Here is a 20,278-nt window from a genome sequence, read left to right as displayed (position 1 = left end):
ATGATATACTAAGTATAGATATTTGGTATTTTTTACAAGTGTTAATATGGGAAAAGATTTAAAAGGTAAAGAATTAGGTAGAGGTATTACACAGAGAAAAGATGGAACCTATCATGCGAGGTATTTTGATAGATTCGGGAAGAGAAAAAGCCTTTATGCTACTAACTTGAAAGAAGTAAGAGAAGCTTTACAAGAGGCAAAATATGAAGATAAGAATAAGTTGAATGTAATAGACACAAACATTATGTTAGATGAATGGGTCGAAAAATGGCTTAATGTATATAAATATGGAATAATTCGCAGTAATACAAGGCGAATATATGAAACAACTTACTACAAGCATATTAGTCCTATATTAGGAGGAGTAAAAATTTCAGAGATTACTCATTTACAGATTACAGGGCTAATCAATACAATTAAGAAGAATGGATATGGCTATGAAATCCAGCATAAGTCTAAGGTCATTTTATTGGATTTATTTAATAAAGCGATGATAGATGATCTAGTCGTTAAAAATCCCGTAAAGGGAGTGAAAATATATAAGCCGAAGAGAATAATCAGAGTGCTAAGCGAAGACGAGCAGAAAATTTTTTTTGAATGTGCAGCAGGTACTTTTTATTACAATCTTTTTGCTGTATTGATTTATACAGGATTAAGACAAGGCGAAATTGCTGCTCTTACATGGGAAGATATTGAACTTAAGAGTAAGCAGATCATCGTTAATAAAACTTTATCCTATCAGGAAATTGAAAAAGGAAAAGGAAAGAACTTTTATTTAGGGGAGCCTAAAACTATAACTAGTAATCGTAAAATACCTATTAATGATCAATGCATGGAAGTATTGATAAAGCAAAAGAGACAGAGGGATGTGGTCATGAGTAAATCATATGCTAAACCTCATGAACAATATAAGGACCTCTTATTTACAACTAAATACGGGACACCATTAAATTCACAATTATGCAGCGATGCAATACGAGCAATTATTGATGAAATTAATTTGATGAGAGATGAAGTGGATAAATTTGAAACTTTTTCAGCTCATACCTTTAGACATACATTTGCAACAAGATGTTTTGAGAGTAATATTAAACCTAAAATTATACAAAAATACTTAGGACACGCTACATTAGCTATGACCATGGATTTATATACTCATGTTTTAGAAGAACATCAGTTAGATGAAATAGAAAAGCTAAAATTGGATATAAATAATGGCGTATTTAGTATGGATGGCGTAAAAATGGAGTAAATAATAAATTTATTTGGAGTAAATAAGTTTATAAATATTGTAAAATCAACATTTTTAGATTAATCTCAAATAAGTTCAGCTAAATTACTATGTATATCAAGTAACACCATTTAATTTAGATGGAATGTAATTGAATGGTTGAAGCTCATGGCATTAAGCCAATTAAGATGTTATGAAAAATGCATTTAAAATAAAGAAAAAATGGTGTAAATGGTGTATAAACAGAAGCTATTTACCTCAGTAAATTAAGATCTAAGATGAAATGTCTTAGGTCTATTTTTTTGCCATTTTTCTTCCTTAATACCCTATTCACCAATTTGTTATAAAGGCCTCATAACTTCAGATTTGCCGCATAAAGGCCTTAAAAAGACCTCATTCCACGTACAAAATTTACTAATTTGAAAGCAGAAATGAGTAGGTATCACAAAGTGAAACTAAGACACAAAGGAAAGTAAAGTTGTTAAATGAGGTAGTAAAAGCTAATACGAGGTAAATTTAAGTCATTAACACTCCCAATTAGAGCTTCTTAACTAAGAAGGGAAATAGATTTTGTTGAACATATAAAATAATCAGAATATAATAAAGTTAAAAAGCGGTTATATGTATAAAAGCATTAGTGCATTAAAAACAAAGAATATAGAAACAAGAGTAAGATAATATTACACAACCTATACTTGTAGAGCTAAAACTTTATACAACAGAAATATTTCACTTGAGAAACGCAAATTTTACTTATCATATGCTTGGCAGAAACTATGGAATAGAAAAGTAAAAGAACAATCTTATTGTGAGAAGTATTGGAGCAAGTGAAAGATACTTACGATTGAACACCTTCAAGGACATCATTTTAAGTCGTTTAAGGATTATCCAGAGCTGAGGCTTGATGAAGATAATGTGCCCGTGCTTTGTAGGGTGTGCAACTTGCAGGTTGAAGATAGTAGTGTAAAGGGGTGATAGTGGTTTATTGCGAACGGACTAATTGTAGTAGGCCTAATCTTAAGGTTTATATAATTAATAACAATGAATAATAACTTTTAAACCTCTTATAATTTGCAGGAGGGAGATAAGAGCTAAAAAGATGGGTAATGGTTTTCTTAAAGAAAAGAGGAATATATATGGATGAAGTAGGGCGTGTAATAGGGTATGACAACTCACTTGTTTGGGATTTATTATTACAAGGAATTAGTACAGTTATTCTATTAGTGTTAGTTGTTTTTATTATTAGGTTGTGCCTATTAGGAATTAAGGCCTTGAAGATATATATTAAAAAGAATAGCTAGTACATCATTTATTACTTGCAGGTGAGAGATGGTATCAGGATGGATTGGTAATATAGGCGTTTAACTTAATTGTTAAGATAGCACTTGGTAGAATAACTAGATAATTTATTTGATAAAGATTATTTATATAATGGGGTGAATTTGCATGATTAAAATTTCAAGAAAGAATACATATTCTGATAGCCTAAGAAAATAAAAAATATTTATCGATGATGCTTACTACGGTGATATTAATGCTAATGAAACAAGAGAATATAATACCCTTATTAATTAGACTAAAATAAAAACTTATGCTAAAGACCGCGAGCCCTCAACAAGAGACATAAAATGCCTAAAATGAAAATTTTTACATGTAATAGAATTAGATAAATTAGAATTTTGGAGGTCTTAGATATGAACCTGGCATTTAAAAAAATAAGTGAATTTGATAGAGGAATACTGTACAAATTGTTATTAGACGGCTATTCATTTGATGATAGGTATAGAAAATGCTTTGAACAAGATTGGATAGAATTTGATAATTTTTTCTTCGATAATTTAAATATTGCTGATAAATACGGTTTTATAACGGTATTAGAGGATACACCAATTGGACATATTTCATGGGACCCAAGGAACATGCCAGAGTATGTGGAAATTGGTCATAACTGCATTGCATCTAAATATAAAGGTAGAGGATATGGGAAGAGACAACTTAGTGAGGCTATTGATAGAATTATGAAATATGAAAATCTCCAAAAAATAATTGTGGGAACAAATAGTAATTTAATCGCACCTCACAATTATGAAAGTGTAGGATTTCAGCTCGTTCAAAGGAGAGATAATAATGGTGATTCTGCATTTTCAGGAGATTATCTTGAATATGAAATAACTTTGTAGTGAAATGTAAATTCCAGTTTATTATACTATTAATGAGTATATAATATTGGTCAAGAAGGTCATAATCATGGCTCATTTAACAAGAGATACAAAATGCATAAAATAAACAAATTTTATATGTAAGAGAATTAGATAAATTTAAATTGATAGAGGAGGTTATTCATATGAATGTTTTACTTACCTCATGTGGTTTAGAAACAAAAGTTATTGAAGAAGCATTTATGAATATGTTAAATAGAGAGATATCTGATGTTAAAGCAATGTTTATTCCGACAGCAGCTATTTCTCCAGATGCTATAGAAGTGTTACCAAAGTGTCTGAATGATTTACTCAAGTGCGGTATTAGGCGTGAAAATATATGCGTTTATGATTTGCATGAATATATAAAGGAAGATACTTTAGAAACATATGACATAATATATTTATGTGGTGGAAATCCGGAGTATTTATTAAAACGAATTAGGGAACAAGGTTTCAACATGAAAATAGAATCATTTATTAATAAAGGGGGCGTGGTAGTTGGAGTAAGTGCAGGAAGCATTATATTTGCCAACAATATGACAAATAATTTAGGGTTGTTACAATGTAGTTTAGATGTACATTGCAGTGATGATATTTGTGAAAAAGCAGGACACTATAAAAAAGATAGAGAAGAGCGAATAAGATTAGGAAATATGCAAGCGATTGTATTTGAAAATGAAGATATTGTCATTATCGAATGATCTATAAATGCTAATTTATTATACTATTAATGAGTACATAAAAGAATGGAAAGAAGATGATATCATAGCTTGTCCACCAAAGAGCATACCAACAAGAACAGGATATATGAGTAAAAATGAAATAGATATAAGAATTGAATATGAAGCAAGACTAAGGGGGAGTCTGATAGAATCAGGCCTCCTTCTTTTTTATCTAAAGAGGCAAAGAGGTTATTTAAAGGAATGGTATACCATCTTATACCGTCAGGGAGTTTAAAGGAGAAATGCTATGAATAAAAAATATAAAGTTATTTTGTTTATAAATAATATATTAATATAGTGGTGCAAATCATATGACGCTTAGAGAAAGAGAATGTAATTATAAAATATTTGGTGCATGTGATAGAAACGGCATGGATAGTGTTTGATTACCATTAATGGAAGAATTATCTGAAAATAATACTACAAGAAATTTTAGAATCATTTTTCTAAAAGGATATTTATAGGTTATTTAATGTGGGAGGATTAGAGTGATAATATCTTTACGGATAACTTTCGGAGTAGTCTTGTTCTTTGTTTAAAATTCTATTCATGAGATCATTATTGTACTAAATAAAAATAAAGATTTTATATTGAAAAAAGTGTATACTTAAATAAAAAGAGCTATGTTTCGGAGGTAAGCTAATGATGTTTTCGCCATTTGATAATGCAATGTTTACTATTGTTCCTATATTTATATTTTTAGTCTTCGTATTAGTATTTGGAACTATTATCTTTGCTTTAATAAGTTCCGCTAAACAATGGAAAAAGAATAACGATTCCCCCGTGCTTTCTGTGGATGCAGTGGTTGTAGCCAAGCGTACTAATCTTAGCCATCATCATCATGACAATATGCATAATTCATCGTCGACCACATATTATATTACTTTTGAGGTTGATAGTGGTGACCGTATGGAATTAAAGGTACAGGGAACAGAATATGGTATACTTATTGAACAAGACAAAGGAAAACTTACTTTTCAAGGAACACGTTATCTAGGATTTAAACGAATTCAATAATGATATGGAATCATAAGATTGAGTAACCTTAGAATTGGTCTTATTTTTATGTAGGATTATAATTAGTATTATTAGAGATAGTTGTTAGTAGGAAAGAAGCTATGCAGAGTGAATTGTAAAAATACAGAGTAAGTTAGTTTATATGTAAAGATGACTTGTTTATATTAGTCAAGGAGGATTAAAATAAAGAAGATTAAATATTTACGAAAAATAGGCTAATACGATTAAAGGAGGATGATAAAAATGAAGTACTTTATTGTTGAAGGTATAATAAAAAATGCAGAACTAATGAATGACAATATCATGAAAGAACACATGGCATATTCTAAAAAAGCAATGGATGAAGGCCTCATATTAATGTCTGGGCTTAAAGATGATATGAGTGGTGGACTATTTATTATGAAATCAGAATCTCTTGAAAAGGTAGAAGCTTATCTAACATCTGAGCCACTTAAGCTTGCTAATATACAAGATTACCGTGTTATAGAGTTTGCGCCACATTACTTTAATCAATCACCTAGTGAATGGTTTAATAGTTAATTTGCTAAATAGCAAAAGTGAATCCTTTTAGTAATACGAGAAATGTTAAAAGTCTAGGGCTAAATAGTTCTAGGCTTTTTTATTTGATTGAAGGTAGACCCGGTTTTCTAATTATAGTATAATTAATTCTGAATATATAAAAAATAAAAAGGGAGATATATGCCATTAATTAAATGTCCCATGTGCGACAAAGATATTTCACCTAATGCAGTAGCATGTTCTCATTGTGGTGAACCTATGAAAAAAGAGGAAGTAGTTAGAAAGCCTGTTGGATATAAAGTGGTTTTAGAGGGAAATTAAGAGAAAAAATAAAAAGGATTCTTTTACATTAAGAAACTATTAGATACATTAAGAATTAGAATAGCTGTTAAGGAGGGTAATTAGAAATGAGTGATAGAAAGTACTATATTGATAATTTGCGTTGGTTATGGATTGTTTTTTTGATTCCATTTCATGCAGCGATGGCATGGAATGGTTGGGAAGGAAATTATATCTGGTTATATGAAAATAAGGTATTATCATCACCTGTTATTTTTATAGCGCCATGGTATATGCCGCTATTGTTTGTATTAGCTGGAATGAGTACGAGATATGCTATGAAAAATAGGAGCTATGGACAATTTGCGATAGAAAGAGTTAAAAAACTATTAATTCCATTAATTACAGGTGGATTTACAGTGGTGGCGCTAATGACATATATGTCAGACAAGTATCACAATAATTATTCGGGAAGTTTTTTTGAGCATTATCAAGTTTTTTTAACAAATGTTACAGATTTAACCGGATATGACGGAAGTTTAACCCCTGGACATTTGTGGTTTTTGCTTTTTCTATTTATTATTTCAATGATTTCGTTATTATTGATTGCAGTGCAGAGAAAGATATTACCTAAGCTTTCTTTTGCTAAAATTAAGACGGCTTATTTACCAATCTTAATGTTTTTTCCGTTGATGATGACACCAATTTTAGATTTTGGAGGTAAAAGCATTGGAGGAAATTTGGCTCTATTTTTAATAGGCTATTATGTTCTGTCAGAGGAAGATGTTCTAGAGAGAATGACTAAATATAGATATTTGTATTTGGCTATTATGCTTGTGTTTGATGTGATTTTGACTTATACATTTGTATGGAAAGGAAATCAAATAGGGATTGTAGATACAATTTGTAATGTGTGTGCTGCATGGTTTGGTATTTTGGGGTTTTTAGGACTTGCTAGGTGCAGTTTTAATCAGAATAATGTAATTACAAGGTATATGACATCTAGATCTTTTATGATTTATATATTTCACTTTGGGTGGTTAGTAGTATTTCAATATTATTTATGTAAGGTTACTAAATCTGTTATGATTCTATATTTCGTATCGGTAGTAGGAACATTAGTGATGACTCTACTTACCTGTGAGGTTATTAAAAGAATACCAGGAATAAGATTTCTTTTTGGTGAAAAAGAAAAAATGTTTCATGTATAAAAGGTTTTTAGATAACTTTATTAAAATATGCTAAGGTAGGCCATGTTTATTAACAGGGTTAATAATTGCGATAATACATTAATGGATGGAGGTACAAAGGAGGAAGTTAGTGAGGCACATAAAATATATACCAAATATAATGTTATCCTGTTTGATAGCATTTGGATGTGTGGGATGCTCTGGTGCAGAAATTTCACAGAGCGAACAGAACAATTTATTAGAGCAGAATGAGGAATTGAAAGCTCAACTTGATAAGTATCTAGATAAGTATAATACTACTTTAGAGCAGTATAATCAGTTATTAGTTGAGAATGCAACATTAAAAGAAACTCTTGATGAATATCAAGAAGCAACCATTCCAACTAAAGTTGTGGGAGGATTTAGTGCTACGGTACGTGATGTTATGCCCGATTATTGTCTTGATTTTACTACTCCTCAGGTGGCTATTGTAACTTGTTTTCAAGATGGTCCATTTACTATTTTTATAGGGGAAGAACGTGCTAAAGGGTTGACTATTGGGGAAACTTATTATTTTGAATTTAAAGAAACAGAAATAGGGCGACTAACGGAAAAGGAATTTAATAATGGTTGGGCAGACCCGAAAAAAGTTATAGAGCAGTATGGTGTGCCCATTGAAACGATACGATTAGCAAAAGAAGATGAGCTGGGTTTAGAATCTCTTAAGGTACATTTTGAGATTTCAAGATAATGATAAAGTAATTAGCATATGAAAAGGAGATTAAGGAACCAAGAAACCTTTTGGCGGATGAGAGATAATAATTCACTAGCTTATTGTAGTGGCGCATTTTATATTACTAATGATAATTATAGACTGAGCAGGAGTGCATCTAAATTTATACTACACAAAGAATATGGTTTGGTACTATAAGTGTTTAAATATTAATGAATGTTCAGAAAAAACATTGAGTGATATTGAAATTGTCAGTATATTAAGCATGATTACTAACAAATAATTTGATGGAAGGTAGATTAATAATGCAAAAAATAAAGATTACAGTAATTATGATGGCTTTAGTACTTTTGGGAGGCTGTCAATCACTTAATTCACCTTATACAGAACTGGTATACGAAAAGCTATCAGAGAAAGAGGAGTATTTACTCAATCTTACTGGTAATAAAGCATCATTCTACCATATAAATAATCTTCCTATAGATAAGGACTATGAAATTCTATTAACCTATGAATTTTACAGGAATGGAGAAGAAATAAAGAAAGAAATTATTACTAGTCTTATGAATGATCATGCTAGTAAAAAAGAAGAAACTAAAACATTGGCTATAAACATCCAAGAAGATAAAATAAGATTTCTTATAGGGGAAGAAGGCGCATACGCTAGTGGAAGTTATGAGTTAGAAGAAACACTTGATCAATACTCACAATCATTTTTTTCTAGTAATATCAATTTAGAAATAGGAACAGAAATATATATTTATCAAGCTAATTCAGCTGATTCTACTCGGGATAATGTTACTTTAGGTATTCCTATTAATATGGATGAATTAAAACGGACTTTAAATGCAAATGATAATAATGTTTTTATTAAATTAACATTTAAAGAAATATAGAACAAATGCTTACTATATTAGAATTAGAGAAAATGATTATTAGGGCTATAGAATTATATAAATGATAATATTTGTAGCTAATAATATTAGATATACATATAAAACTATTAATTATAATAATTCAGAATTTACAGGCATGGGAAGAGGAGTTAAAGGTAGTTTCGGTGAAAGAAGCGAATTTAGCTGTATGTACTATATTTATGTCCATAGGAATGATTATGAGCATGCTTATAAATTAATTCAAGGAAACTAACCTGTGCTAAGATTAGTGATAAGGTCATTCTAGGTATTCAGAATATATACATAACATAATAGAGCTATAATTAAAAAATGTTAGTTAAATGAGAGCGAAATATGAGTAAATGAGTTAGAAGGTAATGAGGAGGAAAATAGGATGATGAGAAACCCAGAACAAACAATAGGTAATTTAATTGATAAGCAAGGAGTGGCTTTTATTGGTTCAGTAGATGAGGAAGGCTTTCCAAATACAAAAGCTATGTTACCACCTCGGAGAAGAGAAGGTATTAAGGTGTTTTACTTTTCTACCAATACCTCATCTATGCGTGTCCAACAATATAAAAGTAGTCCTAAAGCCTGTCTTTATTTCTGTGATAAGCGTTTCTTTAGAGGGGTGATGTTAAAAGGGACAGTGGAGGTGCTAGAAGATAAAGAAAGTAAAGAAATGATATGGCAAGAAGGAGATACCATGTACTATTCCAAGGGAGTGGCAGACCCAGATTATTGTGTGCTCCGTATAACTATACATAGTGGTAGGTTTTATAGTCAATTTAAATCTGAGGATTTTAATGTTTAAGTTCTTAGGAAAGAATATATTAAAATGTTTTCTTGAGCTGATTAATCAAGTTAAATATTTATATATTTATAAGATGACTGAGGGAAAAACAAGAGATAATAGGAAGTAAAGTGACTGATAGGAGAAAATGATATGAGTAGTTATGAGATAGTTGATTTAAGCAATTGGAAAAGGGCTATGCACTGTCAGATTTTTAAAGAGTATGCAAATCCCAAATATGATATTAGTTTTGAATTGGATGTGACACATTTTTACCAAGTAATCAAAGCGAACAAATGGTCTTTTACCTTTGCAATGGTTTATATGATTTCCAAAGCAGCAAATGAGATCGAAGAATTTAGATACCGGTTTGAAGATGGCAATGTTGTGTTATATAAAGATATTAAGACCTCCTTTACCTACTTAAATCAAGAGACAGAATTAATGAAAAATATAGTTGTTGAAATGACAGATTCTATGGAAGCTTTTCAAGTAGCAGCAAAAAAGGTAAATGACAATCAAAAAGAATATTTTACTGGTCCTATGGGAAATGATATCTATCAATTTTCTTCAATCCCTTGGATTTCTTTCACTCATATTTCACATACGGATTCTGGGAAAAAATACAATGCCGTACCTATGTTTGATTGGGGGAAGATGTATGAAAAAGATGGAAGATACAGATTACCTTTCTCTGTTCAAGCCCACCATTCCTTCGTTGACGGTGTACATATGGGAAAATTAGCAGAGAAATTACAAGCCTATTTAAACGAAATGTAAATGATTGATGTAAGATAGAGAAGAAGCATATATAAAAGAGTATAATAAAAGCCGCTTTAAGAGATGAATATCTAAAGCGGCTTTGTTATGCTTGAGATTTCAGTGTGAATTTTACTTGTGTTGCGTCGTAAGTATAGAAGAGATTCCCTAACAAAAATTTAAAAAAAATTTATATAACTATGATATAATAAAAAAAACGTAGGAATTAATATAGTATTCAAATCTTGCTATCTCTTAGTTATTCTGTATAATTTAAATAAAATCAGATAAAATAATGAGATAGGAAAAATGATATTGATATTGTTATAAAACTTAGAAATTGGTATAATGTTCTATACGGAACGAAAAGGAGCTGAGACTATGAAAACAAGATGGAAAGAGTTCCCACTAACAGTTGAGGAGGTTAGAGAACTAATGAGAAAAGACGATCGTAAAAAAGGCGCATGGATTGCTGTAGCCATTGGTGTTGTCGCTGTATTAGTAGCTATTGTCATTTGGATCGCAAAGAAAAGAGAAAAAGACTTAGAAGAGCATTACGAATACTTTGATGACGACTTTGATGAGTTAGATGAAAACTATGAAGAGTTTGATGAAAGCATCTATGAAGATGATGACGATGACATAGAATATGTTAAGATTAAAGATTTTATGAACTATGCTGAGGATGAGAAAACAGATTCAGTAGAAAAAACTTCAGAAGCAAAAGAAGAAGAGTAAGGCGGGGGAGCTGTTGCAAGTGAGCAATGGCTCCTTTTTAGGCCTTCATTCACAGGGGATGCATTTTTAACAGAAATATGTTACAATAAATACAATTACATGAACTTATCCCTAGACACAACGAATCTTCTTGTGTCTATTTTATCGAATAGGAAAGGTTAGGTAGACATGTTGCATAAGATTAATAGGAGGAGCGTTAATAATGAAAAAGGTAATCATTGCAGAAAAACCTTCAGTAGCTAAAAATATAGCAGATGCATTTGATATTAAAACGAAAAGAGATGGCTATTATGAAGGAGAAGACTATCTGATTACATGGGCCTTTGGACACTTATTGCAACTTTATGACGCAAAAGACTATGACGAAAGTATGAAAAGCTGGCGTCTTGAAAAATTTCCTTTTATTCCTGAGGAATTTAAATATAAAGTAAAAAGTGATGGCAAGAATAAAGCGATAGAAGATGCGGGCGCTAGAAAACAGCTCAATATTATAAAGGACCTGATAGATAGAGAAGATGTGGAAGGTGTTATTTCAGCAACTGACTTTGACCGGGAAGTTATCCTTACTTAAGTATATGAGTAAAAAGATATAATATATAAATACAGGATATTTTTTTTACTTATACTTAATTGTAATGCTTACTTGAATAGTTGAGTAAACTTGATATAATGACTATATTATATAAGTAGGTGATTATGAATGAAATGGGTCAAAGAGATTGGGACAAGTAAAGGAAGCTATTATAAAGTTTATATTAACGAAATAGAAATTAAGACAATAAAAATTACTAGGATTAAAAGAGAACGAAATGGTTTTATATACTTTTTCTTATTTGATAGTGATGGAAGGGTAATTAATGAGGTTTATAGATATTTAAATATTGAAAAGAAACATGAATCTGTTAATAGTAAAGAACCAATGTTAAATGCGTTGAAACTTCTATATGCATTTAAGGAGATTGTAAATAAACCATTGGATAAGTTTGATAGAATGGACATTGCTAATTTATCCAATTTTATTTTAGGAATAGGAATAGAAAAAGATAAAGAAACCATTAATTATATTGTAGATAGAGGTGGAAATACTCATAATATGTATTTAGATAGTATTAGAAGATTTTATAAGTACTTAAATATAGATTGCCATCCTTTATTTGCAAAAAGAATAGTAAATAGTGTTAGAGGAGGTTATGGAATCCTAGCACACACTAAAGAGATAAAAGTAGAAAAATATAATATGAATAAAAGTATTACTAAAAGGAGTGATATTTTTGTTCCTAAGTACATTTCTCTAAAGGAATATAAGAATATAATTAAGTATATTGAACGGTTAAATTTGTGTAAAACAGAGTATTTGAGAGATAGAATAATAATTGACCTAATGTATATAACAGGAATGCGGATAGGAGAAGTGCTGGGGCTTACTTATGAAGATATTAAGGAGAACATAAATAATCCCTCATATGGAATGGCTTATTTAAGGAATAGAATTTCAGATAAATCATACCAACATGCAAAGACTTGCATGAAGGTGAAGGATAGAAGTGACTATGATACAGGCAGATATAAAGAGTTAGATGGAGGTTATCAAATTGTAGATATAGGACCAAATCTATATCATGATATACTAGAATATATGGACATATCTAGAAATATTTTCAGTGTATCAGAACAAGTAATGGATAATATAGCAAATAAGGCCACTGCGGATAGTGTAGAAGGAAGAGGTGATAATCAATACATTTTTTTGAATAAACGAGGAATACCATTAGCATTATCAGGTTGGAATAAATTTCTTAAGAAGGTATTTGTTCAAGTGGGAATTAACATAGATAAAATGAAAAAGAAGAACAGTTTATCTCATAGATTTAGACATGGTTATGCAATGTATTTAATTGATAATGAAAAGAGAACAATAGAATACGTACAAAAGAAAATGAGACACCGATCTATACAATCTACAATGATCTATTATAATCCCAGAGAGGAAGATAGGTTGAAAAATGTAGAATCTATGGAAAAGAAAATAAGGGAAGAACTTCATAGATGATAAAACAGAAGAAAAATTCTAAAGATATATTAATAATAAGATATATAGTGCATAAAGATGCAGAAAGAATGAAATTTGTAACAGATGTTAAAGATGATGAAGTGGTTATTGTATTAGAAGAATTTATTAATTCGTATAATATTAGGCATATACCTAATCCACAGATGAAAATTTTTCTTAAACAATTTAATCAGAGTCTAGATAAAATTAAGGTAAGTAAGAAAAAATGGTTTAGTCACGAAGCACTTTCTTGCCAGTATATATTTTTCATGAAATTAGATTCTAGATTAAGGAGTGAAAGGGTGTATGCAGGTATAGTTAAATTGCAACATATACTAATAAAATTTTATCGATTCATCTCGCAGAAAAGTTATATACATCGATATGATTTAAAAATAGACTCAATATTGATAAGTATGATGAGTAGAAAAAACTTTTTTAAGATATTTGAAAGAAGATACTGTTATGTTAATTATAAGAAATGGGGAGAATTAATTAAACAAGATACTATGTGGTTAGCTTCTAATGTAGAAACAGTATTATTCCATAAGGATAGTGAATTTATGAGTTTTGTAGTAGATACAGATAATGACATGATAGTTAATGTCTTAGATGCATACCTAAACTCTTACCCACTTAAATCTGCAAGTGCTATATGTGTATCTATATTTATTGGAAAATTCAAAGAAAGCTTGGGCGAATTTGAGATAAACAAGAAGAAATGGTTTAATGAGGAAACGTTTTGTCAACAGTATATTTATTTTAAAGAAGCAGAGGAATATTTAGTTGAGGGAAAAATAACTAAAGAAAGTAAGAAGTTAAAGGAAGTACTAGTTAATTTTTATAGATTTATAACCTATGGGGATTATTTAAAATTATACCCCAATAATTTTAGTAAGATTTTTATAGATAAGATTAATAGTAAGAGTTTTTATAAAATGTATGAACAAAACTATTATTTTCTTTACTATAATCAATTTGAAGAAGTACCTAAATCTGATAAAATATGCATTATACCTACTGGAAAAATGCTAAGAAATGCAAATAGCTGTAATACAAATAGAGTAACAATAGATGCTACAATATGTGCAGTAAAATATAGGGATGATTATAAGAATTTTATATGGAGTAATTTAGGTAATGTAGGAACGTTAACAAGTAAATCTCAGTTAGTAAATTTTTTGAATTTTTTAGATGAAAAACAATCAGGAAATGGCAATCATATAGATGAAAAAGTTTTATGGGAGTATAGAGGCTTTATTAAAAAAAGCATAGAGAATCCAAATAGTATAAAAGTTATTTTTAAGATAATAAGAAAGTATTTAAAATTTTATAAGGACAAATATCAAATAGGAAAAACGGATTTAGATATATTTTCACTTGCAGGATTAGATAGATATCGTGGTGGAAGGCCTATTGATAAAGATGATATTAATTTATTATATGAAGCATTTGTTCAAAAGTCATTAGAGGATCAGAAGTATAAATTATATGTTATTGTATTTGAAATTTTTTACACAACAAAGTATAGATTTGGTGAAATTATTAATTTCAAGAGAGATTGTTTAATTAAGCTAGATGATGGAACATATATGATTCAATGCATTGGGAAGATAACGGACTCTCTGATTAAACAGGAGAGAATTACCCCAGAGACTGCTCGATATATAGAAGAGGCAATGGAGTTAACTAAAGGCTGTAGTGAATATATATTTGTAGAACCATATGTAGCAACACATATAAAAAAATACAAAAAAATCAATTTCAAAGTTGAGTTTAAGAAGATTCTTTTGGAACTCAAGGGGAAGGTGAAAAATGACGATTATTGTGTAAATAATATAAGACATACACATATAGATACAGTGTATAGAGAGGGAATAGGGGAAGGAAAGTCATTGTCAGAGATTGCATTAATGCTTGATCAATCCTTTAAAACGGCTAACAAACATTATAGAGCAGAAGATGACTTGTTAAATTATTTGGAAGTTATGAATCAAGTATCTATTAGTGATGTTAATATCGAAGGGAAAGTTTTAAAAGAGCAAGATAATCAAAATGATAATATAGTTGAAAATGGGGCAGGTAGTTGTAATGTTATAGGGTGTAGATTTAAAATTGGGAAATGTTTGATTTGTAATAATTTTACAACATTTGCGAATAGAAAACCCATTTTTGAAGAAAAACTTAATGAATTAGATGAGCTAATCGAAGAAGCTATAGCAAATAGACAAAATGAAGAAGTAGAGGAATTACAGAGTTGTAAAAAAGTGGTAGCTAGATATATTTATGAAATAGAAAAGATACTTTTGGGAACGGAGAGAGAAAATGCTTAGTAACTTACAATATATTATTGAAGATAATATTAATAGTGCATTCTCCAAAGAAAAAATAAAAAATTTTCAGATTTATGATGGAGTGTATTTGGAAGATGATATTTGGGATTTTAGTGAATTTAATACTTCTAATAGAGAGAGGCATACGTATAGATTCAATTTTGATAAATTATCTAATATGTTAAAATTTGGAACTAAGATAATGGTATTGGATAGAAGATTCAGGCAGAATAAAGATTTTTCTACAGTACAAAAAGATTTAGAAGCAATAAGAGCAATAGATAATTATTGCATCGGGTTAAAAATTAATGATATTAGATTATTAAATCAGGAAGTTTTAAGAGAATATTTTGAGGAAAGGTTAAAAGGAGTCACAAATCGTACACGTAATAGGCGTGCCATCACTTTAATAAGAGTATTGGAAGTGTATAAAAAAAATAATTTGTGTGAAGTTGACTATTTGATTACCTACCTTGAGAAATTTATAAGTGAAAATCCTGAAATAAGAAGTTTGTCATCTAAAAATTCATATATTCCAGATGCCTTATGTAATCAGATTTGTGCCTTTGCAGTAAATGATTTAAATAATAGTGAATTAGCCATAAGACATAGGATAGCTGCTGGATTACTAATTATTTTGATAGAGACAGGAATGAGAGTTGAGGAAGTGACTTTATTAGAGACCAATAGGATAAAGGTTAAAGGCGAAGGAGAGAAGAGTATTCACTATTTGGAGTTTTATACTTATAAAATTACTGAATATGGAGAGGACAGGAAACTTACCTACACCTTTCTAACAAAGTTAGCTTTGCATGCTTATCAGATGCTTTGTATGTTTAGCAAAAATATTATTAATGGTATAAGCGAGACATCTTATTTAAGAAATATGATACAGCTTAAAGAAAATAAGATAATTCCAGGGAGAATAAAAGATTCGGACCTTAGGAGTGGGGTATCAAAATATACGAAAAAAGAATGTGATCAACTTGAGAAAGATATGTATAAGTTTATTTTTGTAAGTGATCATACGGGGATGCAAAAGAGGGGTGGGAGCGTTTTAAAGAATGATTTACAGCAGTTTTTTGTTAGACATGATGAAGAGTTTGATTTGAAGTGCTTGAGTGAAGATGAGAAACAGAAGCTGAGATCTTTTAAGTTAACATCAGAAGTAAAGTATAAGAAATTTTTTCTTACAGAAGAAAGAAAAGAACATCCTTTTGAGAGCATAAAAGATAAACAATATCTTTGGATAAATCCACATGCATTTCGTGTACATTTATGTACAAAACTATTTATGAAGAAAATTCACATAGATTTTATTAGAAAGCATCTTAATCATTTAACTGAAGAGATGACAGTTTATTATAATAAGGAGTTTGAAAACAATAAGAGTTTAGATGATGTAGTTAATATACTTATAGAAGATATTACAGAAGAAGGAACAATCCAAAGTGATCCTAATCAAGCTAAAAATATTATTTTGAAAGAACAACTAAAATCATCAGAATTCCAGCAGCATATAAAACAAATCAATGGCTTTATAGAAAAGGGAAATTTAAACATTAATCGGGATATGAAAAAAGTATTCAAAATGTTGCTAAAGACAAATTCTCCAGTAGTGGAAAATGAATTGGGGATATGTGTAATTAGTATAGTGCAGAAAGTATGTGAACAGAGAGAATACTTCTCAAGCCAGCAAGATAATTATAATATAGGAGTAACTTTAAATAGTTATAAAAACTTAGATTTATCTTATCAAAGATTTAAACAAAAGTTAGAACTTATTAAGCATAATAAACTAGTTGCGGAACAAAGACCTCAGTATCAGAATGAATATGAAAGAGAAGTAAATGCGTTGAGATACTATGTGAAAAATAGATTAATTAAGGAGTTGAATTTGTTAACTAATGATATAGCTACTAAAGGGGCAGAAGAAATTATTAGGCAGTATCCTAGAGTAAAAAATATTGTTATTAATCATAAAGAATTAATAGAGGAAGTTAGTACATGGATAAAATAATTAGCTTGGTATCAGAAAAGTTGAAAGCGTATAATATGCAAGCTCTTGATGAATTAGATGATAAGACGATAAAACGGTTATGTAGTATTGAAGAATATATATTAGACATAAGAAGTGAATTGGATATGTTCTGCAATAAAATAAAAGATAGAAGACCTACCATTAGTAGTATCACTAACAGCGATAAGGTAGGTATAACTAGGAAGACCATATATAATAACCCAATTCTAAAAGAATATATACAAGCATCTATAGATGCTTTACCTGACTACTTTAATGAGAAGAAGTATAAAAAATTAAAGGAAGACTACGATGAATTAGAAGAATTGAAGAATAAAGTTATAGATAGTATTATAGATAAGTATAATACTGAAGAGGAAATCAATGAGATGTTAGATACTATAAAAATGTTAAAGCATGAAATCAAGATATTGAATGAAATACTTCAGGAGAAAAATAGAGAGATAGAAGAGTTGAGGAGGAGTAAGGTAGTACAGATTAGTAAAAAGATGGGACGGTGATAAAATGAAAAAAGTAATTATTGCAGAAAAACCTTCTGTGGCTAAAAATATAGCAGATGCGTTTAATATTAAGACAAGAAAAGATGGATATTTTGAAGGAGATAACTATCTTATTACGTGGGCGTTTGGCCACCTGTTACAATTGTATGATGCCAAGGATTATGATGAGAGTATGAAAAGTTGGAGACTTGAAAAATTTCCATTTATTCCTGAGGAGTTTAAGTATAAGGTGAAATGTGACAGTAAAAACAGAGCCTCAGTTGATGAAGGGGCACAAAAGCAGATTAATATAATAAAAGACTTAATTGACCGAGAAGATGTAGATGGAATAATATCAGCAACAGATTTTGATAGAGAAGGTCAGATTATAGGCGATGAGCTATTTTTATATTTTAATGAAAAAAAGCCCGTATATAGAATGTTATTAAATGAATGGACAACCGAAGAAGTAAAAAAAGGTATGGAAAATTTACGTCCTAATGAAGACATGAAACCTCTACAAGATGCAGGAATTGGGAGACAATGGGCTGACTGGATGATAGGCATTAATTTAACTTCTGTTGCGACAGTGAAGTATAATGCGGGTAGTAAGAAGATACTTAACATTGGGCGTGTACTCCTACCTACGTTAAAGATTATTTATGATCGTGATAAAGAAATTGAAGCTTTTAAGGCATCAACGTATTATAAATTATTAGCCAATTTTAAAACAGGGGAAAATGAGAATTTTGAAGGAACTTATTATGTAAAAGATAAAGAAGGTAAAGATAATGAGAAGTTTGAAGATAAGCGAGCATTAGAAGTTTTAGCTGAGCTTATAAAAGATAAGCCTGCAAAGATTATCGAAAAGCAAGTCGAGAAGAAAAAGGAATATGCACCATTATTATTCAACCTCTCTAACTTGCAAGGACATATTACAAGTAAGTATAAAGGGTGGACTTCTGATAAGGTGTTGAAGGTAGCACAATCTCTTTATGAGAAGAAATATATTACCTATCCAAGGACAGGCAGCTTGGCTTTGGAAGAGAGTTTAAAGGGAAGGACGAAAAAAGTATTAGATACTCTTAAAGTAGGTCTCCCGTATGAGAGTCAGATTTGTTTTGTAGATAATAAACGTATTTTTGATAATAGTAAAGTAGAAAGCCATAGTGCTATAGTGCCTACTTATATGGTTCCTAAGGGATTAACGGCTGATGAAGAAATAGTATACAATGCTGTTAAAAATCGTTTCTTAATGCAATTTTTACCTGTAGCAGAATTTGAAGAGACTAAGCTAGTAACAAAAGTTATGGAGGTGCCTGAAGAAACTGTAAAAGGTATTTTTGTTACAAAAGGTAAAGTACAGCTCGTAGAAGGTTGGCGTCTTGTAGAAAAGTTAGAAGCTAATGGGGCTAAAGACAGCACAGAAAATAAAGACACTATTTTACCACAAGTTGTAAACAATGAAATGGTAGAAACTAAAAAAGTTACTGTGGGTGAGGTTACCAGAAAACCACCTAAAGCACATACTGAAAAAACATTGCTTCGTGTCATGGAAACCTGTGGTAAAGGATTCAAAGATGATGGTAAAGAGGATAAGGAACAAAGTGAAGAAGATACAATTGAAATGATGGCAAGTATTTTAAGTGGTTTTAGTATTGGAACGCCAGCAACACGTGCTGAAACAATTAAAAAACTTAAAGATGCTGAGTATATCAAAGCAAAAGGCAAAAGTTTGGTGTGTACAGAATTAGGAAAGGCAATAGTAGAAACATTTCCAGCTAAACAGCTTCTTGATCTTGAATATACAGGACGTCTTGAAAAAACGTTGTCTGATATTGAAAAAGGTAAATTTCAAAAAGATGAATTCCTTAGTATGATTAAAAGTTTTACGGAGGAAGCGGTAGAGGCCATTAAGAATGATACGAAGGTCCTAAGTGGTACAAAGGTAGAGATTCCTAAAAATGTAGAACCGGTTGGTATGTGTCCAATTTGTGGAAATCCAGTTATTGAAAATGAAAAAGGATTTGGCTGTGCTAATTGGAAAGGTGGCTGTAAATATACTATATGGAAAAATGATAAGTACATTGCATCAATAGGAAAAAGTGTTACAAGACGTATGGTAGAATTGCTTTTAACCAATGGGAAAGTGGGCTTTAGAAACTTAAAGAGCAAAAAAGGAACTACTTATTCCGCATATTTAAGATATGTAAGAGATGAGAAGACTGGCTATTTTAACTGGAAAATGGAATTTATTGATAATGAATAAACTGGTGGTATGTATAAGGGAAGTCTATATTCACTTATACATACCACCT

At 30.2% G+C, this 20,278-nt stretch carries 21 protein-coding genes and 1 pseudogene; all 22 read left to right on the top strand.

The features are described 5' to 3' along the window. The first annotated feature begins 46 nt into the window (after window positions 1-46). A complete protein-coding gene (locus tag EKH84_RS17285) occupies window positions 47-1,252 on the top strand; it encodes a tyrosine-type recombinase/integrase (RefSeq protein ID WP_127067263.1) in 1,206 nt (401 codons plus the stop codon). Window positions 1,253-2,065: 813 nt separating this feature from the next. Further along, window positions 2,066-2,206, top strand: coding sequence for an HNH endonuclease (locus EKH84_RS22995; protein ID WP_127068146.1), 141 nt, complete (start codon window positions 2,066-2,068; stop codon window positions 2,204-2,206). A 161-nt stretch (window positions 2,207-2,367) separates the two neighbouring features. After that, on the top strand, window positions 2,368-2,532 hold the full coding sequence (locus tag EKH84_RS22220; RefSeq protein WP_013657858.1) for a hypothetical protein: 165 nt from the start codon (window positions 2,368-2,370) through the stop codon (window positions 2,530-2,532). A gap of 393 nt (window positions 2,533-2,925) precedes the next feature. Then, window positions 2,926-3,411, top strand: coding sequence for a GNAT family N-acetyltransferase (locus EKH84_RS17270; RefSeq protein ID WP_127067261.1), 486 nt, complete (start codon window positions 2,926-2,928; stop codon window positions 3,409-3,411). Between the two features lie 164 nt (window positions 3,412-3,575). Further along, window positions 3,576-4,133, top strand: coding sequence for a Type 1 glutamine amidotransferase-like domain-containing protein (locus EKH84_RS17265; protein ID WP_127067260.1), 558 nt, complete (start codon window positions 3,576-3,578; stop codon window positions 4,131-4,133). Between the two features lie 7 nt (window positions 4,134-4,140). After that, window positions 4,141-4,389, top strand: a complete 249-nt coding sequence (locus tag EKH84_RS17260) for a hypothetical protein (protein WP_127067259.1) — start codon at window positions 4,141-4,143, stop codon at window positions 4,387-4,389. Between the two features lie 73 nt (window positions 4,390-4,462). Further along, window positions 4,463-4,540: pseudogene (locus EKH84_RS22990) on the top strand (hypothetical protein); the annotation flags it as partial. 256 nt (window positions 4,541-4,796) lie between these two features. Continuing rightward, window positions 4,797-5,171 carry a DUF2500 domain-containing protein gene (locus tag EKH84_RS17255; protein WP_127067258.1) on the top strand — a complete coding sequence of 125 codons (375 nt, stop codon included), beginning with the start codon at window positions 4,797-4,799 and terminating at the stop codon, window positions 5,169-5,171. A gap of 243 nt (window positions 5,172-5,414) precedes the next feature. Then, window positions 5,415-5,711, top strand: a complete 297-nt coding sequence (locus tag EKH84_RS17250) for a YciI family protein (protein ID WP_013657854.1) — start codon at window positions 5,415-5,417, stop codon at window positions 5,709-5,711. A gap of 159 nt (window positions 5,712-5,870) precedes the next feature. Further along, window positions 5,871-6,011 carry a zinc-ribbon domain-containing protein gene (locus EKH84_RS17245; RefSeq protein WP_127067257.1) on the top strand — a complete coding sequence of 47 codons (141 nt, stop codon included), beginning with the start codon at window positions 5,871-5,873 and terminating at the stop codon, window positions 6,009-6,011. 86 nt (window positions 6,012-6,097) lie between these two features. Then, window positions 6,098-7,180, top strand: a complete 1,083-nt coding sequence (locus tag EKH84_RS17240; protein ID WP_127067256.1) for an acyltransferase family protein — start codon at window positions 6,098-6,100, stop codon at window positions 7,178-7,180. Window positions 7,181-7,289: 109 nt separating this feature from the next. Continuing rightward, complete coding sequence (locus EKH84_RS17235; RefSeq protein ID WP_127067255.1) at window positions 7,290-7,889, top strand: hypothetical protein; 600 nt, start codon at window positions 7,290-7,292, stop codon at window positions 7,887-7,889. 287 nt (window positions 7,890-8,176) lie between these two features. Further along, window positions 8,177-8,767, top strand: coding sequence for a hypothetical protein (locus tag EKH84_RS17230; protein ID WP_127067254.1), 591 nt, complete (start codon window positions 8,177-8,179; stop codon window positions 8,765-8,767). A 397-nt stretch (window positions 8,768-9,164) separates the two neighbouring features. Next, complete coding sequence (locus tag EKH84_RS17220; protein WP_127068136.1) at window positions 9,165-9,581, top strand: pyridoxamine 5'-phosphate oxidase family protein; 417 nt, start codon at window positions 9,165-9,167, stop codon at window positions 9,579-9,581. 132 nt (window positions 9,582-9,713) lie between these two features. Continuing rightward, a complete protein-coding gene (locus tag EKH84_RS17215; protein ID WP_127067252.1) occupies window positions 9,714-10,340 on the top strand; it encodes a CatA-like O-acetyltransferase in 627 nt (208 codons plus the stop codon). 360 nt (window positions 10,341-10,700) lie between these two features. Further along, a complete protein-coding gene (locus EKH84_RS17210; protein ID WP_013657847.1) occupies window positions 10,701-11,057 on the top strand; it encodes a hypothetical protein in 357 nt (118 codons plus the stop codon). 202 nt (window positions 11,058-11,259) lie between these two features. Beyond that, window positions 11,260-11,628 (top strand): toprim domain-containing protein, encoded by a 369-nt coding sequence (locus EKH84_RS17205; protein WP_127067251.1) that lies wholly within the window; start codon window positions 11,260-11,262, stop codon window positions 11,626-11,628. A gap of 129 nt (window positions 11,629-11,757) precedes the next feature. Next, window positions 11,758-13,107: a tyrosine-type recombinase/integrase gene (locus EKH84_RS17200; protein ID WP_127067250.1), complete on the top strand. Its 1,350-nt coding sequence runs from the start codon at window positions 11,758-11,760 to the stop codon at window positions 13,105-13,107. Then, window positions 13,104-15,440 carry a hypothetical protein gene (locus tag EKH84_RS17195; protein ID WP_127067249.1) on the top strand — a complete coding sequence of 779 codons (2,337 nt, stop codon included), beginning with the start codon at window positions 13,104-13,106 and terminating at the stop codon, window positions 15,438-15,440. The genes EKH84_RS17200 and EKH84_RS17195 overlap by 4 nt, the downstream gene beginning before the upstream one ends. Beyond that, entirely contained in the window at window positions 15,433-17,460 is a 2,028-nt protein-coding gene (locus tag EKH84_RS17190) for a hypothetical protein (RefSeq protein WP_127067248.1), read from the top strand. The genes EKH84_RS17195 and EKH84_RS17190 overlap by 8 nt, the downstream gene beginning before the upstream one ends. Next, window positions 17,448-17,981, top strand: coding sequence for a hypothetical protein (locus EKH84_RS17185; RefSeq protein ID WP_127067247.1), 534 nt, complete (start codon window positions 17,448-17,450; stop codon window positions 17,979-17,981). The genes EKH84_RS17190 and EKH84_RS17185 overlap by 13 nt, the downstream gene beginning before the upstream one ends. 4 nt (window positions 17,982-17,985) lie before the next feature. Beyond that, complete coding sequence (locus EKH84_RS17180) at window positions 17,986-20,229, top strand: type IA DNA topoisomerase (protein WP_127067246.1); 2,244 nt, start codon at window positions 17,986-17,988, stop codon at window positions 20,227-20,229. The last annotated feature ends 49 nt before the right edge of the window (window positions 20,230-20,278 follow it).

This window comes from Cellulosilyticum sp. WCF-2 (genome assembly GCF_003990395.1).
GTDB lineage: Bacteria > Bacillota > Clostridia > Lachnospirales > Cellulosilyticaceae > Cellulosilyticum > Cellulosilyticum lentocellum.
This window is presented reverse-complemented; position numbering and strand designations above follow the sequence as displayed.